13 protein-coding genes and 2 pseudogenes are annotated in these 17,723 nt (G+C 68.8%); 13 read left to right on the top strand and 2 right to left on the bottom strand.

The window, feature by feature from the left end:
• Positions 1-508: 508 nt before the first annotated feature.
• From BLW78_RS25830 to BLW78_RS25805, 6 genes and pseudogenes are all read left to right on the top strand, one after another.
• A pseudogene (locus tag BLW78_RS25830) lies at positions 509-1,308 on the top strand (IS5 family transposase); the annotation flags it as partial.
• A gap of 53 nt (positions 1,309-1,361) precedes the next feature.
• Positions 1,362-2,570: pseudogene (locus BLW78_RS25825) on the top strand (IS3 family transposase).
• Positions 2,571-2,714: 144 nt separating this feature from the next.
• On the top strand, positions 2,715-4,640 hold the full coding sequence (locus BLW78_RS25820; RefSeq protein ID WP_091682959.1) for a heavy metal translocating P-type ATPase: 1,926 nt from the start codon (positions 2,715-2,717) through the stop codon (positions 4,638-4,640).
• Positions 4,641-4,739: 99 nt separating this feature from the next.
• Positions 4,740-5,552, top strand: coding sequence for a universal stress protein (locus tag BLW78_RS25815; RefSeq protein ID WP_091682958.1), 813 nt, complete (start codon positions 4,740-4,742; stop codon positions 5,550-5,552).
• Positions 5,552-5,878, top strand: a complete 327-nt coding sequence (locus tag BLW78_RS25810) for a c-type cytochrome (protein ID WP_091682956.1) — start codon at positions 5,552-5,554, stop codon at positions 5,876-5,878. The genes BLW78_RS25815 and BLW78_RS25810 overlap by 1 nt, the downstream gene beginning before the upstream one ends.
• Before the next feature lie 81 nt (positions 5,879-5,959).
• Entirely contained in the window at positions 5,960-6,364 is a 405-nt protein-coding gene (locus BLW78_RS25805; protein ID WP_091682954.1) for a BLUF domain-containing protein, read from the top strand.
• Positions 6,365-6,636: 272 nt separating this feature from the next.
• Here BLW78_RS25805 and BLW78_RS25800 read toward each other — a convergent pair whose 3' ends face one another.
• Complete coding sequence (locus BLW78_RS25800) at positions 6,637-7,497, bottom strand: universal stress protein (protein WP_091682953.1); 861 nt, start codon at positions 7,495-7,497, stop codon at positions 6,637-6,639.
• A gap of 262 nt (positions 7,498-7,759) precedes the next feature.
• Here BLW78_RS25800 and BLW78_RS25795 point away from each other — a divergent pair, with 262 nt between their 5' ends.
• The 3 genes from BLW78_RS25795 (at position 7,760) to BLW78_RS25785 (ending at position 10,395) form a co-directional block, all read left to right on the top strand.
• Positions 7,760-9,310 (top strand): PAS domain-containing sensor histidine kinase, encoded by a 1,551-nt coding sequence (locus BLW78_RS25795; RefSeq protein ID WP_091682951.1) that lies wholly within the window; start codon positions 7,760-7,762, stop codon positions 9,308-9,310.
• Entirely contained in the window at positions 9,300-9,908 is a 609-nt protein-coding gene (gene fixJ / locus BLW78_RS25790) for a response regulator FixJ (protein ID WP_091682949.1), read from the top strand. The genes BLW78_RS25795 and fixJ overlap by 11 nt, the downstream gene beginning before the upstream one ends.
• 88 nt (positions 9,909-9,996) lie before the next feature.
• Entirely contained in the window at positions 9,997-10,395 is a 399-nt protein-coding gene (locus BLW78_RS25785) for a response regulator transcription factor (RefSeq protein ID WP_091682947.1), read from the top strand.
• A 577-nt stretch (positions 10,396-10,972) separates the two neighbouring features.
• On the opposite strand, the gene BLW78_RS25780 is transcribed toward BLW78_RS25785, so the two are convergent.
• Positions 10,973-12,052: a PAS domain-containing protein gene (locus tag BLW78_RS25780; RefSeq protein ID WP_091682946.1), complete on the bottom strand. Its 1,080-nt coding sequence runs from the start codon at positions 12,050-12,052 to the stop codon at positions 10,973-10,975.
• Positions 12,053-12,493: 441 nt separating this feature from the next.
• Between BLW78_RS25780 and BLW78_RS31520 the strand changes: the two genes are divergently transcribed.
• The 4 genes from BLW78_RS31520 to BLW78_RS25765 all read left to right on the top strand — a co-directional run bounded on the left by BLW78_RS31520 (position 12,494) and on the right by BLW78_RS25765 (position 17,329).
• Complete coding sequence (locus BLW78_RS31520) at positions 12,494-12,631, top strand: hypothetical protein (RefSeq protein ID WP_170855247.1); 138 nt, start codon at positions 12,494-12,496, stop codon at positions 12,629-12,631.
• Complete coding sequence (locus tag BLW78_RS25775; protein WP_091682944.1) at positions 12,624-15,029, top strand: putative bifunctional diguanylate cyclase/phosphodiesterase; 2,406 nt, start codon at positions 12,624-12,626, stop codon at positions 15,027-15,029. The genes BLW78_RS31520 and BLW78_RS25775 overlap by 8 nt, the downstream gene beginning before the upstream one ends.
• Positions 15,030-15,172: 143 nt before the next feature.
• Complete coding sequence (locus tag BLW78_RS25770) at positions 15,173-16,870, top strand: methyl-accepting chemotaxis protein (protein WP_091682942.1); 1,698 nt, start codon at positions 15,173-15,175, stop codon at positions 16,868-16,870.
• Positions 16,871-17,008: 138 nt separating this feature from the next.
• Complete coding sequence (locus tag BLW78_RS25765) at positions 17,009-17,329, top strand: hypothetical protein (protein WP_091682941.1); 321 nt, start codon at positions 17,009-17,011, stop codon at positions 17,327-17,329.
• The last annotated feature ends 394 nt before the right edge of the window (positions 17,330-17,723 follow it).

Below are 17,723 nucleotides of genomic sequence, written 5' to 3'. Positions count from 1 at the left end.
ACCACATCTTGGCACCGAGATGCCGTCAGTCGGAGCGGGAGCCATCCACCCCATCTGCTTTTCTCGCGGACCTTCACGGAAGCGGACCGGCGGCTTTCGGCCATACTTCGTCACGCCGAATTACCGGCGCGCAGGACCTGACATTCGGCTGCGCGCCCATTCCAGTCACTAGATGGCCCTCTTGTGCGTCTCCGAAGCAGACATCGATCAAGCCGGCGGCCGCGACATCCTCCGGAGGGGTCGCCCCGATCAGGTCCCGAGCCTCTCCAGGGCCTTGATGGCCTCCTGCACCTGCTTAGCCTCGTCGGCGAGGCCGCCGTCCCCCTGCTTCCAAGCGCCGTCCATGGCGAAACGCACGGACAGCGCCATCATCGCACCGGCGATGACAACCGCCGTCAGTGCCTTGAAGGTCGAAGTAGCCCACCACCTTCGCCGCGTCCGTCACCTTGGGCCTAGGGCGTCTCTGCAGGGGGTTCACAGGCCGCGGGATCGGCCCCATGTGGGCCTGATGCGACGCTTTGAACTGACTGACGCGCAGTGGGAGCAGATCGCCCCGCTGCTGCCTGCGCAGAAGCCGCGCACGGGCCGGCTTGCGGAGGATCACCGGCAAGTCCTCAACGGCATGCTCTGGTTCCTTCGTACCGGTGCTCCCTGGGAGGACCTGCCGGCCCGCTACGGGGCGGTCGGAACCGTGTCGAGCCGGTTCTACCGCTGGCGCAAGGCCGGCGTGTTCGACCGGGTGCTGCAGCGCCTGCAGGCGCAGGCGGATGCGCGCGGCGACCTCGACTGGGACCTGCACTTCGTGGACGCCACGGTGGTGCGCGCCCACCAGCACGCCGCCGGGGCACGCCGGTCCGGCGCCATCGGGGGGTGAGGCGACCGTCGAAGGCGTGGGCGAAGCGCTCGGGCGCAGCCAGGGCGGCTTCTCGACCAAGCTGCATCTGCGTGCCGAGGGCGGAGGTAAGCCGATCACGGCGGTGCTGGCGGCGGGCGAGCGCCACAAGCAGTTTGCGTTGGATGCTCTCATGAAGGGGCGCGGTGCCACGTCCAGGGCGAGGCCGCCCGCGCCTACGTCCCCGCCGGACGGCAGGCGACCAGGGCTACTCCAGTCCGCCGGGCCGTCGTCGCCTCCGACAACGCCGGGTCGAGCCGGTGATCCCCACCCGCAAGGATCAGCCCCGCCAGCTCGATTTCGACAAAGCCGCCTATCGCCAGCGCAACAAGGTCGAGCGGTTGATCGGTCGGCTCAAACAGTATCGCCGCATCGCCACCCGCTACGAGAAGCGAGCCGCAAACTACCTCGCCATGGAGTTGACCCGGTCTCGTGGAGCCCTTCAGACTTTCCGCACGAGGTGCGCTCCATGCCTCATACACGCCCGCCCTACGCCCCCGAGTTCCGCCGCCAGATGGTCGAATTGGTCCGCGCCGGACGCGACCCGGCCGATCTCGCCCGCGAGTTCGAGCCCTCCGCCCAGGCCATCCGCAACTGAGTCGCTCAAGCCGACCGCGGTGAGAGCCGTGGCGCCTCCAAGAATGACGTCCTGACGCTCGCCGAGCGGGAGGAACTGGCCCGCCTACGCCGCGAGGTGCGGCAGCTTCGGTTGGAGCGCGACATCCTCTCAAAAGCCGCGGTCTGGTTCGGACGGGAGAGCGGCGCGGTGCCGTCGGGCTCTTCCAGTTCATGAGCGCGAATCAGGTCGTCTTCCCCATTGCGGCCATGGCACGCAGCGGGCACCCCATCGCGGCCTGCCGCGATGGGAACCCTGCTCGGCGTGTCGGAGGCCGGCTATCACGCTTGGCGGCAGCGCACGCCCTCCGTCCGTGCCGTGGCGGATACCGCGTTGTTGAAGCAGATCCGCACCGCTCACGCTGGTTCGGGCGAAATCTACGGTGCGCCGCGCGTGCACGCTACGCTGGCAGCGCAGGGCGCACGACACGGACGCAAGCGCATTGCGCGGCTGATGCGCGAGGCGGGCCTTGTCGGCGTCAGCCGCCAGCGCGGAGGCGTCGTGACCACTCGACGCGACCGGGAGGCTCGCCCCGCGCCCGATCTCGTGGACCGCACCTTCTCGGCCGAGGCCCCCAACCAGCTCTGGGTCGGTGACATCACCTTCGTGCCGACCGCCGCGGGCTTCCTCTACCTCGCCGTGGTGGTCGACGCCTGGAGCCGGCGCGTCGTGGGCTGGTCGATGGCCAGCCACCTGCGGACCGAACTCGTGCTCGACGCACTGGAGAGGGCCATCATGCAGCGCCGGCCGCGCGATGTGATCCACCACTCCGACCAGGGATCGCAATACACGTCGCTGGCCTTCGGCGGTCGCTGCCGCGAAGCGGGCGTGCGGCCCTCCATGGGCTCGGTGGGCGACGCCTACGACAACGCAATGTGCGAGAGCTTCTTCGCGACGCTGGAGTGCGAGTTGCTCGACCGCCGGCGCTTCGCCTCTCAAGCACAGGCCCGCATGGCCGTGTTCACCTTCATCGAGGGCTTCTACAATCCCGAGCGCCTGCACTCCGCGCTCGGTTATCGCTCACCCATCCGCTACGAACAGGAGATGCTCGCCAACCCTTGATCCGCAAGCGTTCCACCGCTCCACCAAAACGGGTCAACTCCAACTCCAGCTGACTCCGCGGTCCCGCCACGACGCGTTGATCCAGCGCAAGGCCCGCGAAGCCGGACCGAGCTCATCTCGTAGGCTCAAACGGGAGGGGCAGACATGAAGACGTCAGCCCTAAGCTCGCCCGGGACGGATCGACCGGTGACCACCGGATGGATGCCGGGCGTGCACGGGTGGCTTGCAGCCCTGCCGCTTGCCGGCCTCTGTGTCGGCTTGGCTGTGCAGGTCATCGGTCGAGCAGATATCGCGGCGGCGGCCTGGACCCTCGCGACCCTGGCGGTCCTCGGAGCCCTCGTGTTCCAGGTTGTGACGAGCCTGGCGAAGGGCGACGTCGGGCTCGACCTCGTCGCCCTGCTCTCGATGGGCGGCGCGCTCGCCCTTTCGCAGCCGCTGGCCGGCGCCGTCATCGCCCTGATGTACGCCGGCGGCCAGTCGTTGGAGGCGTACGCGTCCGGCCGCGCCGGCAGGGCGATGACCGCGCTGGTCGCGCGTCAGCCACGCACCGCCATGCGCGAGGACGGTGGCGCCCTGACGGAGGTGCCGCTCGCGGCGCTGGTCCCGGGAGACCGCATCCTGGTGCGCGTCGGCGACGTCGTGCCGGTCGACGGGCGGGTCGCCGCAGGTCGCGCCATCCTCGACCGGTCCAGCCTCACCGGCGAGCCACTGCCGGTCAGCTTCGGCGCGAACGAGGCCGTGTTGAGCGGTACGGTGAACGCGGGCACGCCGTTCACCTTAGTGGCGGAGCGGCCCGCGGCCGAGAGCACGTATGCCGGGATTGTCCGCCTCGTAGAGGCGGCGCAAGCCCGGAAGGCGCCGATGGCACGCCTGGCGGACCGGTACGGGCTCGTTTTCCTCGTTCTCACGCTGCTGCTGGCCGGAGGCGCTTGGCTCGCCACCGACGACCCCGTTCGGGCGCTGGCCGTGCTGGTCGTCGCCACCCCGTGCCCGCTGATCCTGGCGGTGCCCGTCGCGCTCGTCTCCGGCCTCTCCCGCGCCGCCGGCCTCGGGGTCCTCATCAAGGGCGGTGGCGCCCTCGAGATGCTGGCCAAGGTCCGCGTCCTGGTCGTCGACAAAACCGGCACCCTGACCCACGGCACCGCCCGGATGGTGTCCATGCGGATTCTCGGCGCCTTTTCCGAGGACGAGGTGCTGGGACTCGCGGCGTCTCTCGAACAAGCCTCGGGGCACCCGGTCGGGCAGGCACTGGTCGAGGAGGCGCGCCGACGAGGTCGGACGCTCTCTCAACCCGAAGCCGTCGTGGAGACGCCCGGGGAAGGCGTGACCGGTCTCGTGGAGGGGCGGCACCTCGTCGTCGGGGGGCTGCACCTGATGCGAATCCACGGGATCGACTTCCGGATACCGGACGAGGCGCGAGGCCTGGCGGCAGCCGCGGCGACGGTTCTGGTCGCCATCGATGGCGCGCCGGCCGCCATCCTGGAGTTCGCCGACCCGCTCCGTGCGGACGGCGGCATCGCGCTTCTAAAACTTCGCGCGTGCGGCATCGAGCGGGTAGTGCTCGCGACCGGAGATCGGTGTGCCGTCGCCGAGGCGCTCGTTGCCGGTCTGCCCGTCGACGCCGTCGCCGCCGACCTCGACCCGACGGCGAAGACGAACACCGTGGCCGCCGAACGTCGCAACGGGCCCGTGATGATGGTCGGCGACGGGGTGAACGACGCGCCGGCATTGGCGGCCGCCGATCTCGGCGTGGCACTCGGCGCGAGGGGGGCGGCGGCCGCGGCCGAAGCCGCGGACGTCGTCCTGCTGGTCGACAGCCTGGCCCCGCTGCCCGATGCCATCCGCATCGCCAAGCGGACCCGCACTATCGCGCTTCAGAGCGTGTGGATCGGCCTCGGCCTGTCGCTCGCCGGCATGACTGCGGCGGCGCTGGGCCACCTCTCGCCCCTTCAGGGCGCGTTGCTCCAGGAGGTTATCGACGTGGCGGTCATCCTCAACGCCATGCGTGCGCTCGGCGGCTCACAGGACGCTCGCAAGCCGACGGCGCGACAAGTTGCGCGGCATCCATGAGGCCGTCGACGGCCCGCGGAACTTGCGATGGATCAAGGTGGCCCGTTCCCGCCAGGACCAAGCTCCCTTCGTCGGCATCGACGCACAACGGAGGCCGCCATGGACTACGCGAACATCCTCGTGTCCGCCGACCTCGGCGAGGCCGCACCGAATCGGATACGGCTTGCCGCCGACCTGGCCCGACGCTTCGGGGCGACCCTGACAGGTGTGGCCGCCCACACCGTTCCGGCCCCCATCCTGGTGCGGGACATCTACGATGCCATTGACCAGGAAGGCCGCAACAAGGCGCAGATACAAGCCATCCTGGAACAGGCGCACGCGTCGTTCGAACGCTTCGCCGGGGATGGCATTCCCACCGACTGGCGCTGGTGCTTCGCCGACGCCACCGCACATCTCATCGAGCAGGCGCGCGCCGCGGACCTCGTGGTCGTGAGCCGGAAGGGTCCCGGAGACCAGGATCCAGGGCCTCTCGGCGTGCCGCCCGGGCCCGTGATCATGGAGGCAGCCAGGCCGGTCCTGGTCGTGCCGCCGAGGACCGCGCACCTGAAGGCGGCGCGCATCTTGGTCGCCTGGAAGGATAGCCCCGAAGCACGACGGGCGGTGTCGGCCGCGCTGCCTCTCATGCGGGAGGCGGACCAGGTCCTCGTCGCGACGGTCGGCACGGACGCACACCTTACGGGCGCGGAAGACGTCGCCTACCACCTCGCGCGGCACGGTGCCCACGTCACACCGCACCGCCTGCACACGAAGGACGACGACGGCTCGGAGATCCTGCGCTTCGCCCTGATGCAGGATGCCGACCTGATCGTCCTCGGCGCCTACGGCCATTCCCGGTTGCGGGAGTGGATATTCGGCGGCGTGACGCGAGACCTGTTGGACCGCTCGCCCCTCTGCAGCCTGATGTGCCATTGATGACCGGCAAGCGTGTCCTGCTCGTTGCGAGCGTCGCGCTCCTACTGCTCGCCGGGCCTGCCGCGGCGGAGGAGGCTTCCGCCGCGCGCGGTCGGGCCCTGGCGGGCATCGTCTGCGCTCGCTGTCACGCAGTGCGTATGACGGGCGAGAGCCCGATGCGCGAGGCGCCTCCGCTCCGCAAGCTCGCCGAGAGCTTCCCCATAGGCGACCTCGCCGACGTCCTGGACGAAGGCGTCGAACGCCGGCATCCCGCCATGCCGGACTTCCGGCTCGACCCGAGCGATGCGGCCGACCTGACGGCCTATATGCGGACGCTGAGGCGGTGAGACGGACGTCAAGGCGCCGGCAGCCGCGAGACCAAGGACGAGGGTTCGACGGGACGCCGAGCCCCGAAGGGAACGAGCACCATGGAAGGGTCGCTTCTCTACGTCAGCCGGCGGATGTCCACCGATGCTGAGGTCCGGAATATCGTCGAGACGTCGCTGGCCAGGAACGCCCAACTCGGCGTCACGGGAGCGCTCGTCGCGTCGCGCGGGCGCTTCGCACAGATCCTCGAAGGCCCCCGCGCCGCGGTGGACGCGCTGATGGACAGCATCCGGCGCGATCGGCGCCATGCAGGCGTGGAGGTGCTGGTCTACGATGACATCGACAGGCGGCGCTTCGCGGACTGGACCATGGCCTATTCCGGCGCCTCCGTTTTCGTCGATGGGCTGATCGGAACTCTAACCGAGCGCGCCACGCCCCTGCCGCATCGAGGCGACGTGCGCCGCTTGATCCAGGCCATTGGGGAACTCGCGCGCGCACGAATTTGACGGCCCGGCAAACCCGGGCCGCCTGAAGCGGTGCGCGGCCGCTCTACTCGACGAAGCTCCAGCCGGCCTTCAGGGCGGCGCGCTCCTCCTCGTTTATCGGGCCGGGCCACTCCGGCCTGTTCGGTGCCCGCACCTGAGGCGGCACCTCCCCGACATCGAGCTTTGCCGGTGCGGATTGGCTGCGCGCGCTCGAGGTACCGCGTCTCCGGGCGGCCCGACCGGTCGGGCCGCTCCCTGAAGATCCTTGCTTGAACACGGTCGGCCTCCCGGGCTCAATGGGCGAGGAACAGCGGTGCCGGGCTGCCCCTCAGGAAGGAGCGGGTCACCCCGCCGAAAAAGTATTCACGCGTGGGAGAGTGCCGGTAGGCACCCATCACGATCATGTCGGCCCGGAACAAGCCGGCCTGGGCGCGCAACGTGTCGGCGACGCTCTCCCCCTTCGGCAGGTCGTTGACGCTGACGTTTACCCCGTGCCGCGTGAGATGGGGTGCGAACTCGGCGCCTGGCACCCCTTCTTGGATCTCTGCCTCGGTGCCGACCGAGACGATCTCGACAGCCTCGGCCGAACGCAGGAACGGCAAGGCGTCGTTGGCGGCGCGGGCGGCCTGGGCGCTGCCGTCCCAGGCGACGATGATCCGCCGTGCCGCGAAGGCGTCGTGTCTCGGCGGGACGGCGATGACCGGCCGGCCGCTGTGAAACAGCGCCTTCTCGACCATTTCGCGGTCGAGGTCGTACGTCCGCGGACCGATGTCGAGGACCGTCAGGTCGTGCAGGCGCGCGCGGGCGGCGAGACGGTTCACGATCTCCGGATACGGCAGGCTCGGCGTCTCCGTCGTGCAGACCACGCCGGCCTGCGCGGCATCCCCAGCCGAGCGCTCGGCGACGGAGCGGGCCAGGGCGTCGAGCCGGCGGTCCATGACCGAGACGCCTTCGTAGTCGAACTTGCCGAGCCAGGCGTCGTCGCCCGAGAGGCGCCACGAGGCCGACTGGACGGTGAGGTGGGCGCCGGCGGCCTTGGCCAAGGTCAGGCCGTAGCCGATGGCCGACGAGGCCTCCTCGCGCTCGCCCTCCACGGCGGTGCCGACGAGGACGTCGCGAATGCCTGCGAGGTGCGAAGGGCTGAATCTGGACATGGAAGTTCTCCGGGTTGAGCCGATCCCATGATTCCTCCCGTCGTGGCTGCGCGGCGTTGATCCATCTCAAGCGACCGGAGCGACGCGGTATCGGTGCCGGTTCGGCCCAAAGAGCTACTCGACCCGGGCCGCGAATACGCACCTGCGGCTGTTCCCCACTCCGAAATCGCAGTAATAACTGGGCACGAGATGCAGCCGGGTGGCGGTCGGACACGGGCGAGTTCCACAACGGCCGCGCGCAGGACTTCTCCGGGTGCGCTCGATGACGGACACCGTCGACCGGCCCAGCGCCGACCTTGAGCGTGACGTCACGCGAGCGAGCGACGAGCTTCGGCAGACCCTCGACGAGGTCGGGATCTGCGTCTGGTCGCTGGACATCCCGACCGGGCGGGCCACGGTCTCCCCGACCTGCGCGCGCCTGTTCGGGGTGCCGCCCGAGCGGCTGACCACGTTCGCTGATTCACAGGCGTTGGTTCACCCGGACGACCGCCAGGCCCGCGCTGACGCCATCCAGAAAGCGCTGCGTGAGGGCGGGAGCTACGAGGTCGACTACCGCGTCGTGCGGCCGGACGAGTCCGTCTGCTGGCTGCGCTCGCGCGGGCGGGTGAACCTCGACGCGGCTGGCAGGCCGGCGCGCCATCGCGGGGTTGTCCAGAGCATCGACGAGCAGAAGCGGGCCGAAGAGGACATCCGGGCGCGCGAGGCGCACCTGCGCTCGATCCTCGACACCGTGCCCGAAGCCATGGTCGTCATCGACGAGGCGGGCCTCATCCATTCCTTCAGCGCCGCAGCCGAGCGGCTGTTCGGCTACGCGGCTGGCGAGGTGGCCGGGCAGAACGTCCGCATTCTGATGCCGGAACCGATGCGGGGCGAGCACGACGGCTACCTCGACCATTACCGGCGGACGCGGGAGCGGCGCATCATCGGCACCAACCGGATCGTAACCGGCCGGCGGGCCGACGGCACGACGTTCCCGATGGAGCTCGCCATCGGTGAGATGCGCTCGGGCGAGCAGGTGTTCTTCACCGGGTTCATCAACGACCTCACCGAACACCAGAAGACGCAAGCCCGGCTCCAGGAACTCCAGACCGAGCTCGTCCACGTCTCCCGCCTGAGCGCGATGGGCGAGATGGCGTCCACCCTGGCGCACGAGCTGAACCAGCCGCTCGGTGCCATCGCGAACTACACTAAGGGTTGCCGTCGGTTGCTCGCGCGGTCCGGCCCGGAAGCCATCGCCAAGTCGTTGGACGTTCTCGACAAGACCGCCGAGCAAGCCCTGCGGGCCGGCCAAATCATTCGCCGGCTCCGGGAGTTCGTTACCCGCGGGGAGACGCAGCGACGGCTGGAGCCGGTCTCGCGGCTGATCGAGGAGTCAAGCGCCCTGGCCTTCATCGGTGCCAGGGAACAGGGCGTCGTTGCTAAAATCCGGGTGGCCCCCGGCCTGAAGGCCGTACTGGCCGACCGAGTCCAGATCCAGCAAGTCTTGGTCAATCTCATGCGGAACGCGCGCGAGGCCATGCAGCAGAGCGAACGGCGCGAGATGACCGTCGACGCCCATGCGCTATCCGCGAAGATGGTCGAGATCACGGTGTCGGACACCGGCCCCGGCATCGCGGACGAGGTCGCGGACCGCCTCTTCCGGCCGTTCGTGACCACCAAGGCCAGCGGGATGGGCGTCGGCCTCTCGATCTGCCGCACCATCATCGAGGCGCATGGCGGCCGCCTGACGGCCGAGCGCAACGCAGCCGGAGGTGCCACATTCCGTCTGACTTTGCCGACCGCCGCCGAGGGAGACACGGCCAATGGCAGTTAGCCTCGTGCACGTCGTGGACGACGACCCGGCGATGCGGGATTCGGTCGGCTTTCTGCTCGACACCGCCGGCTTCGAGGTCGCGCTCTATGAGGCCGGGTCGCGCCTCCTCGAAACGCTGGCGAAGCCCGCCGCGGGATGCGTCCTGACCGACATCCGCATGCCCGGCATCGACGGGCTGGAACTGCTGCGCCGTTTGCGGGCGATGGGACACACCTTGCCGGTGGTCATGATGACAGGGCACGGGGATGTGCCGCTCGCGGTCGAGGCGATGAAGCTCGGCGCCTGCGATTTCATCGAGAAGCCGTTCGACGACGAGGCGCTGATCCAGGCGCTTAGGTCGGCCTCGGAGCGTGGCGGGGTCGCCGGAACTGTCGACCCGACGGTGCGCGATTTCGTTCGACGCGTTGGGACCCTTAGCGAGCGCGAGCGGCAGGTTCTGGATCATCTTGTGGCCGGCCGCACCAGCAAGGAAATCGGCCGCTCGCTCGACATCAGCTCACGCACCGTCGAGATCTACAGGGCCAAGCTCATGGCAAAGACGCGAGCGGAGAGCCTGCAGGAATTGGTACGCTGGTCAGTGCTGGCTGGGCTCGTCTGACGCCGGCTTGAGGCAGGTCAAGGCGAGCGCCCGGTCCTTTCCGCATGGTGGCGTCTTCAACCGCGAGCCACACCGGACGGCGACCCCCATGCCATCGGCCCCTCAGAGCCTCATCTACGTCGTGGATGACGATCCGGCCGTCCTGCACTCCACCCGCTTCCTGATCGAGTGCGAAGGTCACCGCGTCGAGACCTTCGCTGACGGCCACGATCTGCTGGCGGCCTTCCCCGGTCCGCGACCGGCCTTCGTGCTGCTCGACCACGTCATGCCGGGGATGGATGGTCTTGAGGTGCTTGGCCATCTGCGCGAGCTCGACGCACATGTGCCCGTCGTGCTGATCACCGGCCATCCCGACCCGGGCATCCGGGCGCGCGCCAGGGCCGCGGGCGTTCCCCTAGTCGATAAGCCGCTGGTGTTTGACGCGCTCCTCGGCCTGCTCGCCAAGGAAGCGGCTGAGGTTTCGGCCAAACGAGCCTTACGGAGCTGAAACGAGGCCTCGACCGCGCCACTGCGCCCTGACGGTGGAAATTGGATGCCTAATACCCGCTCCGGGACGTCCGAGAAGGGTGGTTTTCTGCCAGGCCACTTTCGGAACCCGGAGCCAGAAGATCGGATTTGCAGCGAGTAGGATTGCCCAGGTTCGATGTAGACAAAGAACGCTTTCGCGTGAGGTGCTTTCCCGATGCCTAAGCCCGTTCTCGCTAACCACTGAGTTTTGTCGGCAGATGATCGATCTGGAGAGCGCCAGCCGCAGTCCGGCGCACTTCGCCCGCAAGTTCCAGTCCTCCGCTCAGGCCATTTGTGACCGTGCGACAGAGGCCGAGCGTAGCGTAGGTCGACAGGGGGCGAAGCCACGGGCCGCCGATGAGGGATCAAAGACACGAAGCGCGACAATCTCCTCTCACTCGGGTGAGAGGTCAAACCGTAAAGTCTGGAGCGCGGTAAGCGTTGTCATGCGACACAGCTGTCATACAATAACCACTCTCTCTGCTCGGTTCTGAAATGCCGGCGAGGTCAGGTGCCGAATGCACCGGACGGTCGAGCGGCCTGAAGCTGAAGCGCGGTTAAGCCTCGCGGACGCCGGGCTTCTTGCCTGCCTCGAAGATGAATTCGACGCCCGCCTCTTCCAGCGCATGACGCACGGCGAGCAGGGTGTCCGAGCGCGACCGAACCGCCGAGGTCGGGTCCTCCAGCCGATTGAGTGTCGAGACCGAGACATTGGCCAACGCGGCAAGATCATCCTTAGAAAGGCCCGTGATCGCACGGGCCGAGCGGATTTGGCTCGAAGTCAGGGTCTCGTCAGCGGGCGCGGCCTGCACGATTCCCTGCTGCAGTCCAGCATCGGGCGGCGGGGCCCCGTAGCGGGTTCGCCCCGGCACGTTGAGGCACACGCCGACCCATTCTCGGACGGAGCCGTCCTTGTTCAGGACCGGCGCGCCGCGGGCATTGAACCAGCGATAGATCCCGTCCGCGCACAGGACGCGATAGTCCGTGTTGTAGGGCGCCGTGTGCTCCACCGCCGTGGTCCAGGCCGCGAGCGTGCGGGAGCGGTCGTCCGGATGGACGGCGTCGAGCCAGCCCAGACCCTGCATCTGCGCGTGAGACTGACCGGTCAGGGCCATCCACTGCGGCATCTCGCTCGGCTCACCGTTCGCCTTGTTGACCCAGAAGACCGCTGCCGTCGCGGCGATCAGCGCGTTCAGGCGGTCATGCCGCTGCATGAGCGCATTCATGGTCTCGTGCTGCGCCGTGACGTCGAACACGACGCCCATGCCCTGGCTCGGGCGCCCGTCCGCGCCGAGCATGACCTCGGCGTGGTGCAGGAGCCAGCGCTGGGTCCGGTCCGGCCGGATGATGCGGAACTCACGACTGACCGGCTGGCCGGAGCGCAGCACGGCGATCTGGTCGCCGTGCGCGGCTTGATCCTCCGGGTGGATCATGTCGAGCCCGAAGCCGAAGGTCATCTCTGTGGTCGGGTCGAGGCCCAGAATCCGGTAGAGGCCCGGCGACGCGTCCAGCCGCTCGGAGCGCAGGTCCGCCGACCAGAAGCCGATTTTTCCCGTATCCTCGATCAGTTTCAGGTAGTGGCGCGAGGAGAAGCCGCGCGGGGCGACGCCGATCTCGGTCTTCGCCTGCGGACGCATCAATGCACGTGTCGGCATCGCCTCACCCCGATCGCCAGCGCTCCAGAACTGAGATGCGAAATGCCATAATCGTGGCCGTGGAAGCGTTAATAAGACAGCATTCGATCCATATTGACTGACATTTGATGGCGGCTGTCAGCGTCGCGCAGGCCATCGATCGCTTAGAGAAGGAAGCCTGCGTCGGCTTCCTTCTTGGCGATCGATGGATACCAGAATTCGACGAGGTATCTATCGGTCGAGCGCGATGGATATGCCGCAGAATGGAACAAAAAATTCCAATGCGCCCGAAGCTTCGGATGTGTCCGGCGGAATGACAGGAAATTCGATCCCCTCGAGCGCGATTGAACAGGAATTCCGGCGATCGGCTTGAGACTCTGGCAGTCCGAAGCGGTCATCCTCGCACCGGAGACGCGGCGAGCCGTCTCCTGCCTGGGTACCTGAATGTCGCTGCCGAATGCCGAATACCGGGCGAAGTCGAGCACCCTCGACAGTGCACCGGCGTCGATCCAGTTCGACCTCCGCGGCAGGGTGATCGCCGCCGACGGTTCGACGTCCTCGAACGGGCGCGGCCATGAGTGAGATCATCCTGCCGATGGGCGTCGACGACGCGGTGCACCTGCCCGACGAGGACGCGCGCCTGCGCGAGGCGATGCGCGCCACGATGCTCGCCGAGACGCTGCAACTCGGCCGATACTCGGCGGTGACGCAGGCCGCCGTCGTGCTCGCGCTGGCCGCCATCTTCTGGGGCATCGTCTCGCACGCTTACCTGTCCGGTCTCGCGGTGGCGGTGACGGCGCTGTGCGCGGTGGCTATGATCGCGATGCGCCGCTATCGCGGCCGCCTCGGCGACCGATCGATCGCCCGGGAGGCCTTCGCCGTCCTTCACGGCCTCGCGCTCGGCCGCGGTCTCGCCTGGGCCAGCATGCCGGCGATCCTGCTGCCCTCGGTCGACAATGCCTACCGGATCGTGGTCGGGGCCGTCTGCGCCGCCCTGATCTCGCACGCCTACGTGGCAGGCCCGATCTTCTCCCTGGCACTCCTGGCTGTGGCGCCGGTGGTGGCCGGCATCTTCGTCGGGCTCGCCGGTTGCGAGAGCCCGGTCGGCGAGTACGTCGCCGTGCTGCTGTCGCTGTACGCGGCCTTCGTCTTCGTGAGCGCGCGTCGGATGTGCCGGCACTCCTACCAGCGCCTCTGCGACCGCGTCATGGTGCAGGCGCAGAGCGAGACCATCGGGTTCCTCCTCAAGGATTTCGCCGAGGGCACGAGCGACTGGCTCTGGGAAACCGACACGGTCGGGCGCCTTCGGCAGGCCCGCGCCGCTGTCGCCGCCCTGCTCGGCGTCGAGGTCGCCGGGCTGCGCCACCGGCCGCTGTCCGAGCTTCTGCGCGCGTTCGCCGACCCGGACGGCGACGGCGCGGACGCCCAGGCCGTCGCCGCGGCGATCGCGGCGCGCGCGCCTTTCCGCGATCGCACCATCCGGCTCCGTACCGCGGCCGGCACGCGCTGGATCACGCTCAACGGCAAGCCCGTCTTCGACGCGCAGGGAGCGTTCGCGGGCTATCGCGGCGTGGGCTCGGACGCCACCGAGAGCCGTGAGGCGCAGGCCCGCATCGCCTTCCTGGCGGGTCACGACAGCCTGACCGGACTGCCGAACCGCAGCGGTTTCCAGGACGCGCTGGGGACGCTCTGCCGCACGGTTCGCACGGCGGAGAGACCGAGTGCGCTGTTCTATCTCGACCTCGACGGCTTCAAGGCCGTCAACGACAGTCGCGGCCACCTCGTCGGCGACCGATTGCTGCGCGCGGTCACTGCACGCCTGCTCGCCATCGGTGAACCGCACAGCCTGTTCCGCCTCGGCGGCGACGAGTTCGCGATGGTCGTCCGCGATCTCGGTCGGCCCGCGGCCGAGGCCCTCGCCGCCCGCGTGGTGGCCGAGCTGCGCCGCCCGTTCCAGATCGACGAGGCCCGGCTGGAGGTCGGTGTCAGCGTCGGCATCGCCTACATGCCGGACGACGCGATCGAGCCTGCCAGCCTGCTCATGCGCGCCGACCTCGCCCTCTACGCCGCCAAGGCGGACGGCAAGGGCTGCTGGCGGACCTTCGATCCGTCGCTGGAGGAGCGGGTCGTCCGTCAGCGGCAGTTCGACCTGGACATGCGCGCGGCCCTCGCGGCGGACGAGATGGAGCTGCACTACCAGCCCCTGGTGGACATGCGGAGCGGTCGTGTCGCCGGTTTCGAGGCGCTGCTGCGGTGGAACAAGCCCGGGTACGGCTGGGTCTCGCCGGGGGAGATCATCCCCATCGCTGAGGCGACCGGCTTCATCGTCGAGATCGGCCGCTGGGCCCTGCGCCGTGCCTGCACCGACGCCCGCACGTGGTCCGACCTGAAGATCGCGGTGAACATCTCCTCCATCCACGTGCGGATGCCGGGCTTCCACGCCGAGGTCGCGGCCGTTCTCCGCGAGACCGGCCTCGCGCCAGATCGGCTCGAGATCGAGATCACCGAGTCGGTGCTGCTCGACCACGGTCCGGAGGTTCTGGAGAACCTGAAGCGCCTGCGCGCGACGGGCGTGCGCATCGCGCTGGACGACTTCGGCACGGGCTACTCGAGCCTGAGCTACCTGACCGAATTCCCGTTCGACAAGGTGAAGGTCGACCGCTCCTTCGTGCGCGATCTGCAAGGTCGCCCCGAGAAGGTCGCTGTGGTCGAGGCCATCGCCCGAATGGCGCGGGCCCTGTCGATGAGCGTCACGGTGGAGGGCGTGGAGACCCGGCAGCAACTGGACGTCCTCCGGGACAAACGCTGCGACATCGCGCAGGGCTTCCTCTACAGCCCGGCGCGTCCGGTCCACGAGGTCGCGGCGCTGATCGCGCGCATCGAGGGTGCTGCGCCGCCGTCAAGCGTGAGCGCCAGCGATCCGGACGGGAGCCCGACCGCCGACGCGCGCCCGGTCCTGTCGCTGGCCCGCGCCTCGTAGTTGACGGGCGGCGCATCGCGTCACCGCCGAAAGGCAGAAAATCTCTCTTGTCGCGCTGAGGACGCCCTCAAGAGCGCGATTGCCAGGCAACGCGTCCTTAAATGCGGCGACTTCAAAATTCAGAATTAGTGGAGCATCAGTACATGTCGCGCCTGTCCGACCTCAAGATTGTTACCAAGGTGACGATCCCGCTGCTGCTGGTCGCCGCCGTCGCCGGCGGGCTCGTGTATCGCGCGCACGGCGTCTTCGATGAGTTGAACGAGAAGACGCAGCACATCGTCGATGTTCAGTCCGCGCGACTTGAGAATATCCTGACTGTTCGCACGAACGTCCTCGAGGCGACGGTTCAGAATCGGAACATTCTCATCGAGGACCGGCCGCCCGAGCAGGCCACGTACCGATCGCGCTACGACGAGGCCGTGAAACAGGCCTACGTGGCGGTCGACAGGCTGATCGCGCTGTCGAACTCGCCCGAGCGGCGGGCCGTCAATCAGAAGCTGCGCGAGGCCGTCGAGGCCTATTTCCACATCGTCGGGCGCGCGAACGCGGCGGCCCTCGACAGGGACGCCGAGACCGCGCGGACAATCGTGCTTTCCGAAGGTCTCGCGGCCCGCAACAAGGTCCGCGACCTCGTCCAGCCACGCATCGACAATCTCGCGGCCGAGCTCGCCCAGGCGAAGGCGGAGGCCCAGGCGAGCGCGGAGCGGGCGACGACGGTCCTCGTCACGGCCGCGGTCGCCGGGTTGCTCGCGGCCCTGGCCATCGCGTTCGCCATCGTCCATTTCGGGCTGACGCGGCCCCTGACGCGGCTGGTCGCCGTTCTGCAGCGCATGGCCGGGGGCGATATCGATGCCGACATCGCAGAGGCCGCCCGTCGCGACGAGATCGGCCAGGTCGGCAAGGCCGTTGCGGACATCCGGGCCATGGTCGCGCGGAAGGCCGTCGAGGACGCGGAGATGAAGCGCGCCGCCGACGCGGAGGCCGGCGCCGAGCGACGGCGCCTCATGATGGACCTCGCGAACGGCTTCGAGCGGGCCGTCGGCGGCATCGTCGGGATGGTCTCGGCCTCCGCGACGGAGTTGCAGGCCACAGCCGCGACGATGACGGCAACCGCGACCGAGACGGCCACGCAGTCCACGGCCGTGGCGGCGGCGGCCGATCAGGCAGCGTCGAACGTCGGCACTGTGGCGGCGGCCTCCGAGGAGCTTGGGAGCTCGGTTCAGGAGATTGGCCGTCAGGTACAGGGATCGGCATCCCTCGCCCAGGCCGCTGTCGGCGAGGCCGACCGGACGGCGCGGCTCGTCGAGGACCTCACGACGGCCGTAGCGAGAATCGGCGACGTCGTCGCGATGATCTCGGCCATCGCTGGCCAAACCAACCTCCTGGCGCTGAACGCGACCATCGAGGCGGCGCGGGCCGGCGAGGCCGGCAAAGGCTTCGCGGTCGTCGCAGCCGAGGTCAAGGAACTCGCTTCGCAGACGGCCCGGGCGACGGACGAGATCGGCGGCCATATCGGCCGCATCCAGGGCGTGACAGGCGAGGCCGTCTCGGCCATCGGCGCGATCACGGGGCGCATCCGCGAGATCAACACGGTGGCGGCCAGCATTGCCGCCGCCGTGGAGCAGCAGGGCGCGGCGACCCAGGAGATCGTGCGCAACGTCGCCCAGGCGGCGACGGGCACCGCGGAGGTGACCGGCAACATCGCCGGGGTCGCCTCAGCGTCGGAGGCTACCGGCGCGGCGGCGACCCAGGTGCTGGCGTCGTCCGGCGAGCTGTCGCGACACGCCGAGCAGCTCGCAGCGGAGATGACGCGCTTCCTCACCACCGTGCGCGCGGCCTGAGGCGATCCCGATGGCGTGCAGCACAGCCAGCGTCCCGGGCCTCTGGGCCAATCCCACGCTTCGGCCGGGTTGCCGGGGAGATGCCGCGGCGGGGCACCGGCGTTGCGGCCCGTACCAAGTCGGGCAGGCGTGATCGCCATGGCCGACATCATCCCTCTCGGCACCATCCCGGGCGCCGAGAGCGCCCGCGCGATGCTTCTGGACCTGCGCCGGCGCCTCGATTCCGGCGAGGACATCGGTCCGCGGATCGCGCAGATCCGTCAGGCCGCGGCGTCGATGCGGGCACTGGCCGGCGGCCTCAGACGGGTCCTCAAAGCGCCGGACGAGAGGCTGGCCGCCGAGCCGGAGATGCTGGCCGCGGCCTGGAAAGTCCTCGCCTTGGCGGAGCGCAACGTCGCGAAGGTCGAGGAATTCCTTCGGCTCTCAGACGAAGAGGACTTGGAGCAGGCTTCGCGGTAGCCTTTGCCATAATCTCGAGAATGCGGGATAGGCGATCCGGATCACGGCTCTGTCCCAGACTGAGCGAGTTCCGTACACCGGACGGACGCTTCGGCGCGGATGAAGGCGCAGGTCAAGCGACCGGAAATACCACGTTCGACCTGACGCGCGGATCATGCCGTCGCCAGCCGTGCCACCGCGCGCAGCAGCTCCCGACGCGCGCGCTCGGACCGGCTCTGGTCATTTGACAACCGCTGTCCGCTCGCCGGCAGCAGCGAAGACTGAAGGCGAGGATCCAACTGACACGGAATAGTTCATGATCCGACCGATATCTGTATCAGGCTCCAAAAATTCCTCGAAATGAAACGTGGCGCTGCACGTTCCGGGCCGGATTCGGAGGTGCTGCTAAGTCCAG

It is taken from the genome of Methylobacterium sp. 275MFSha3.1 (assembly GCF_900108435.1).
Lineage (GTDB): Bacteria > Pseudomonadota > Alphaproteobacteria > Rhizobiales > Beijerinckiaceae > Methylobacterium.
The sequence above is the reverse complement of the archived record's forward strand: the minus strand, read 5'-3'. Positions and strand labels throughout refer to the sequence as shown.

Bases quoted from the DNA above. Each gene is read 5' to 3' on its own strand.
- BLW78_RS25815 (WP_091682958.1), top strand. From the start codon at position 4,740: ATGGACTACGCGAACATCCTCGTGTCCGCCGACCTCGGCGAGGCCGCA.
- BLW78_RS31520 (WP_170855247.1), top strand. From the start codon at position 12,494: ATGTCGCTGCCGAATGCCGAATACCGGGCGAAGTCGAGCACCCTCGAC.
- BLW78_RS25765 (WP_091682941.1), top strand. From the start codon at position 17,009: ATGGCCGACATCATCCCTCTCGGCACCATCCCGGGCGCCGAGAGCGCC.
- BLW78_RS25800 (WP_091682953.1), bottom strand. From the start codon at position 7,497: ATGTCCAGATTCAGCCCTTCGCACCTCGCAGGCATTCGCGACGTCCTC.
- BLW78_RS25785 (WP_091682947.1), top strand. From the start codon at position 9,997: ATGCCATCGGCCCCTCAGAGCCTCATCTACGTCGTGGATGACGATCCG.
- fixJ (WP_091682949.1), top strand. From the start codon at position 9,300: ATGGCAGTTAGCCTCGTGCACGTCGTGGACGACGACCCGGCGATGCGG.
- BLW78_RS25820 (WP_091682959.1), top strand. From the start codon at position 2,715: ATGAAGACGTCAGCCCTAAGCTCGCCCGGGACGGATCGACCGGTGACC.
- BLW78_RS25780 (WP_091682946.1), bottom strand. From the start codon at position 12,052: ATGCGTCCGCAGGCGAAGACCGAGATCGGCGTCGCCCCGCGCGGCTTC.
- BLW78_RS25810 (WP_091682956.1), top strand. From the start codon at position 5,552: ATGACCGGCAAGCGTGTCCTGCTCGTTGCGAGCGTCGCGCTCCTACTG.
- BLW78_RS25770 (WP_091682942.1), top strand. From the start codon at position 15,173: ATGTCGCGCCTGTCCGACCTCAAGATTGTTACCAAGGTGACGATCCCG.
- BLW78_RS25805 (WP_091682954.1), top strand. From the start codon at position 5,960: ATGGAAGGGTCGCTTCTCTACGTCAGCCGGCGGATGTCCACCGATGCT.
- BLW78_RS25775 (WP_091682944.1), top strand. From the start codon at position 12,624: ATGAGTGAGATCATCCTGCCGATGGGCGTCGACGACGCGGTGCACCTG.
- BLW78_RS25795 (WP_091682951.1), top strand. From the start codon at position 7,760: ATGACGGACACCGTCGACCGGCCCAGCGCCGACCTTGAGCGTGACGTC.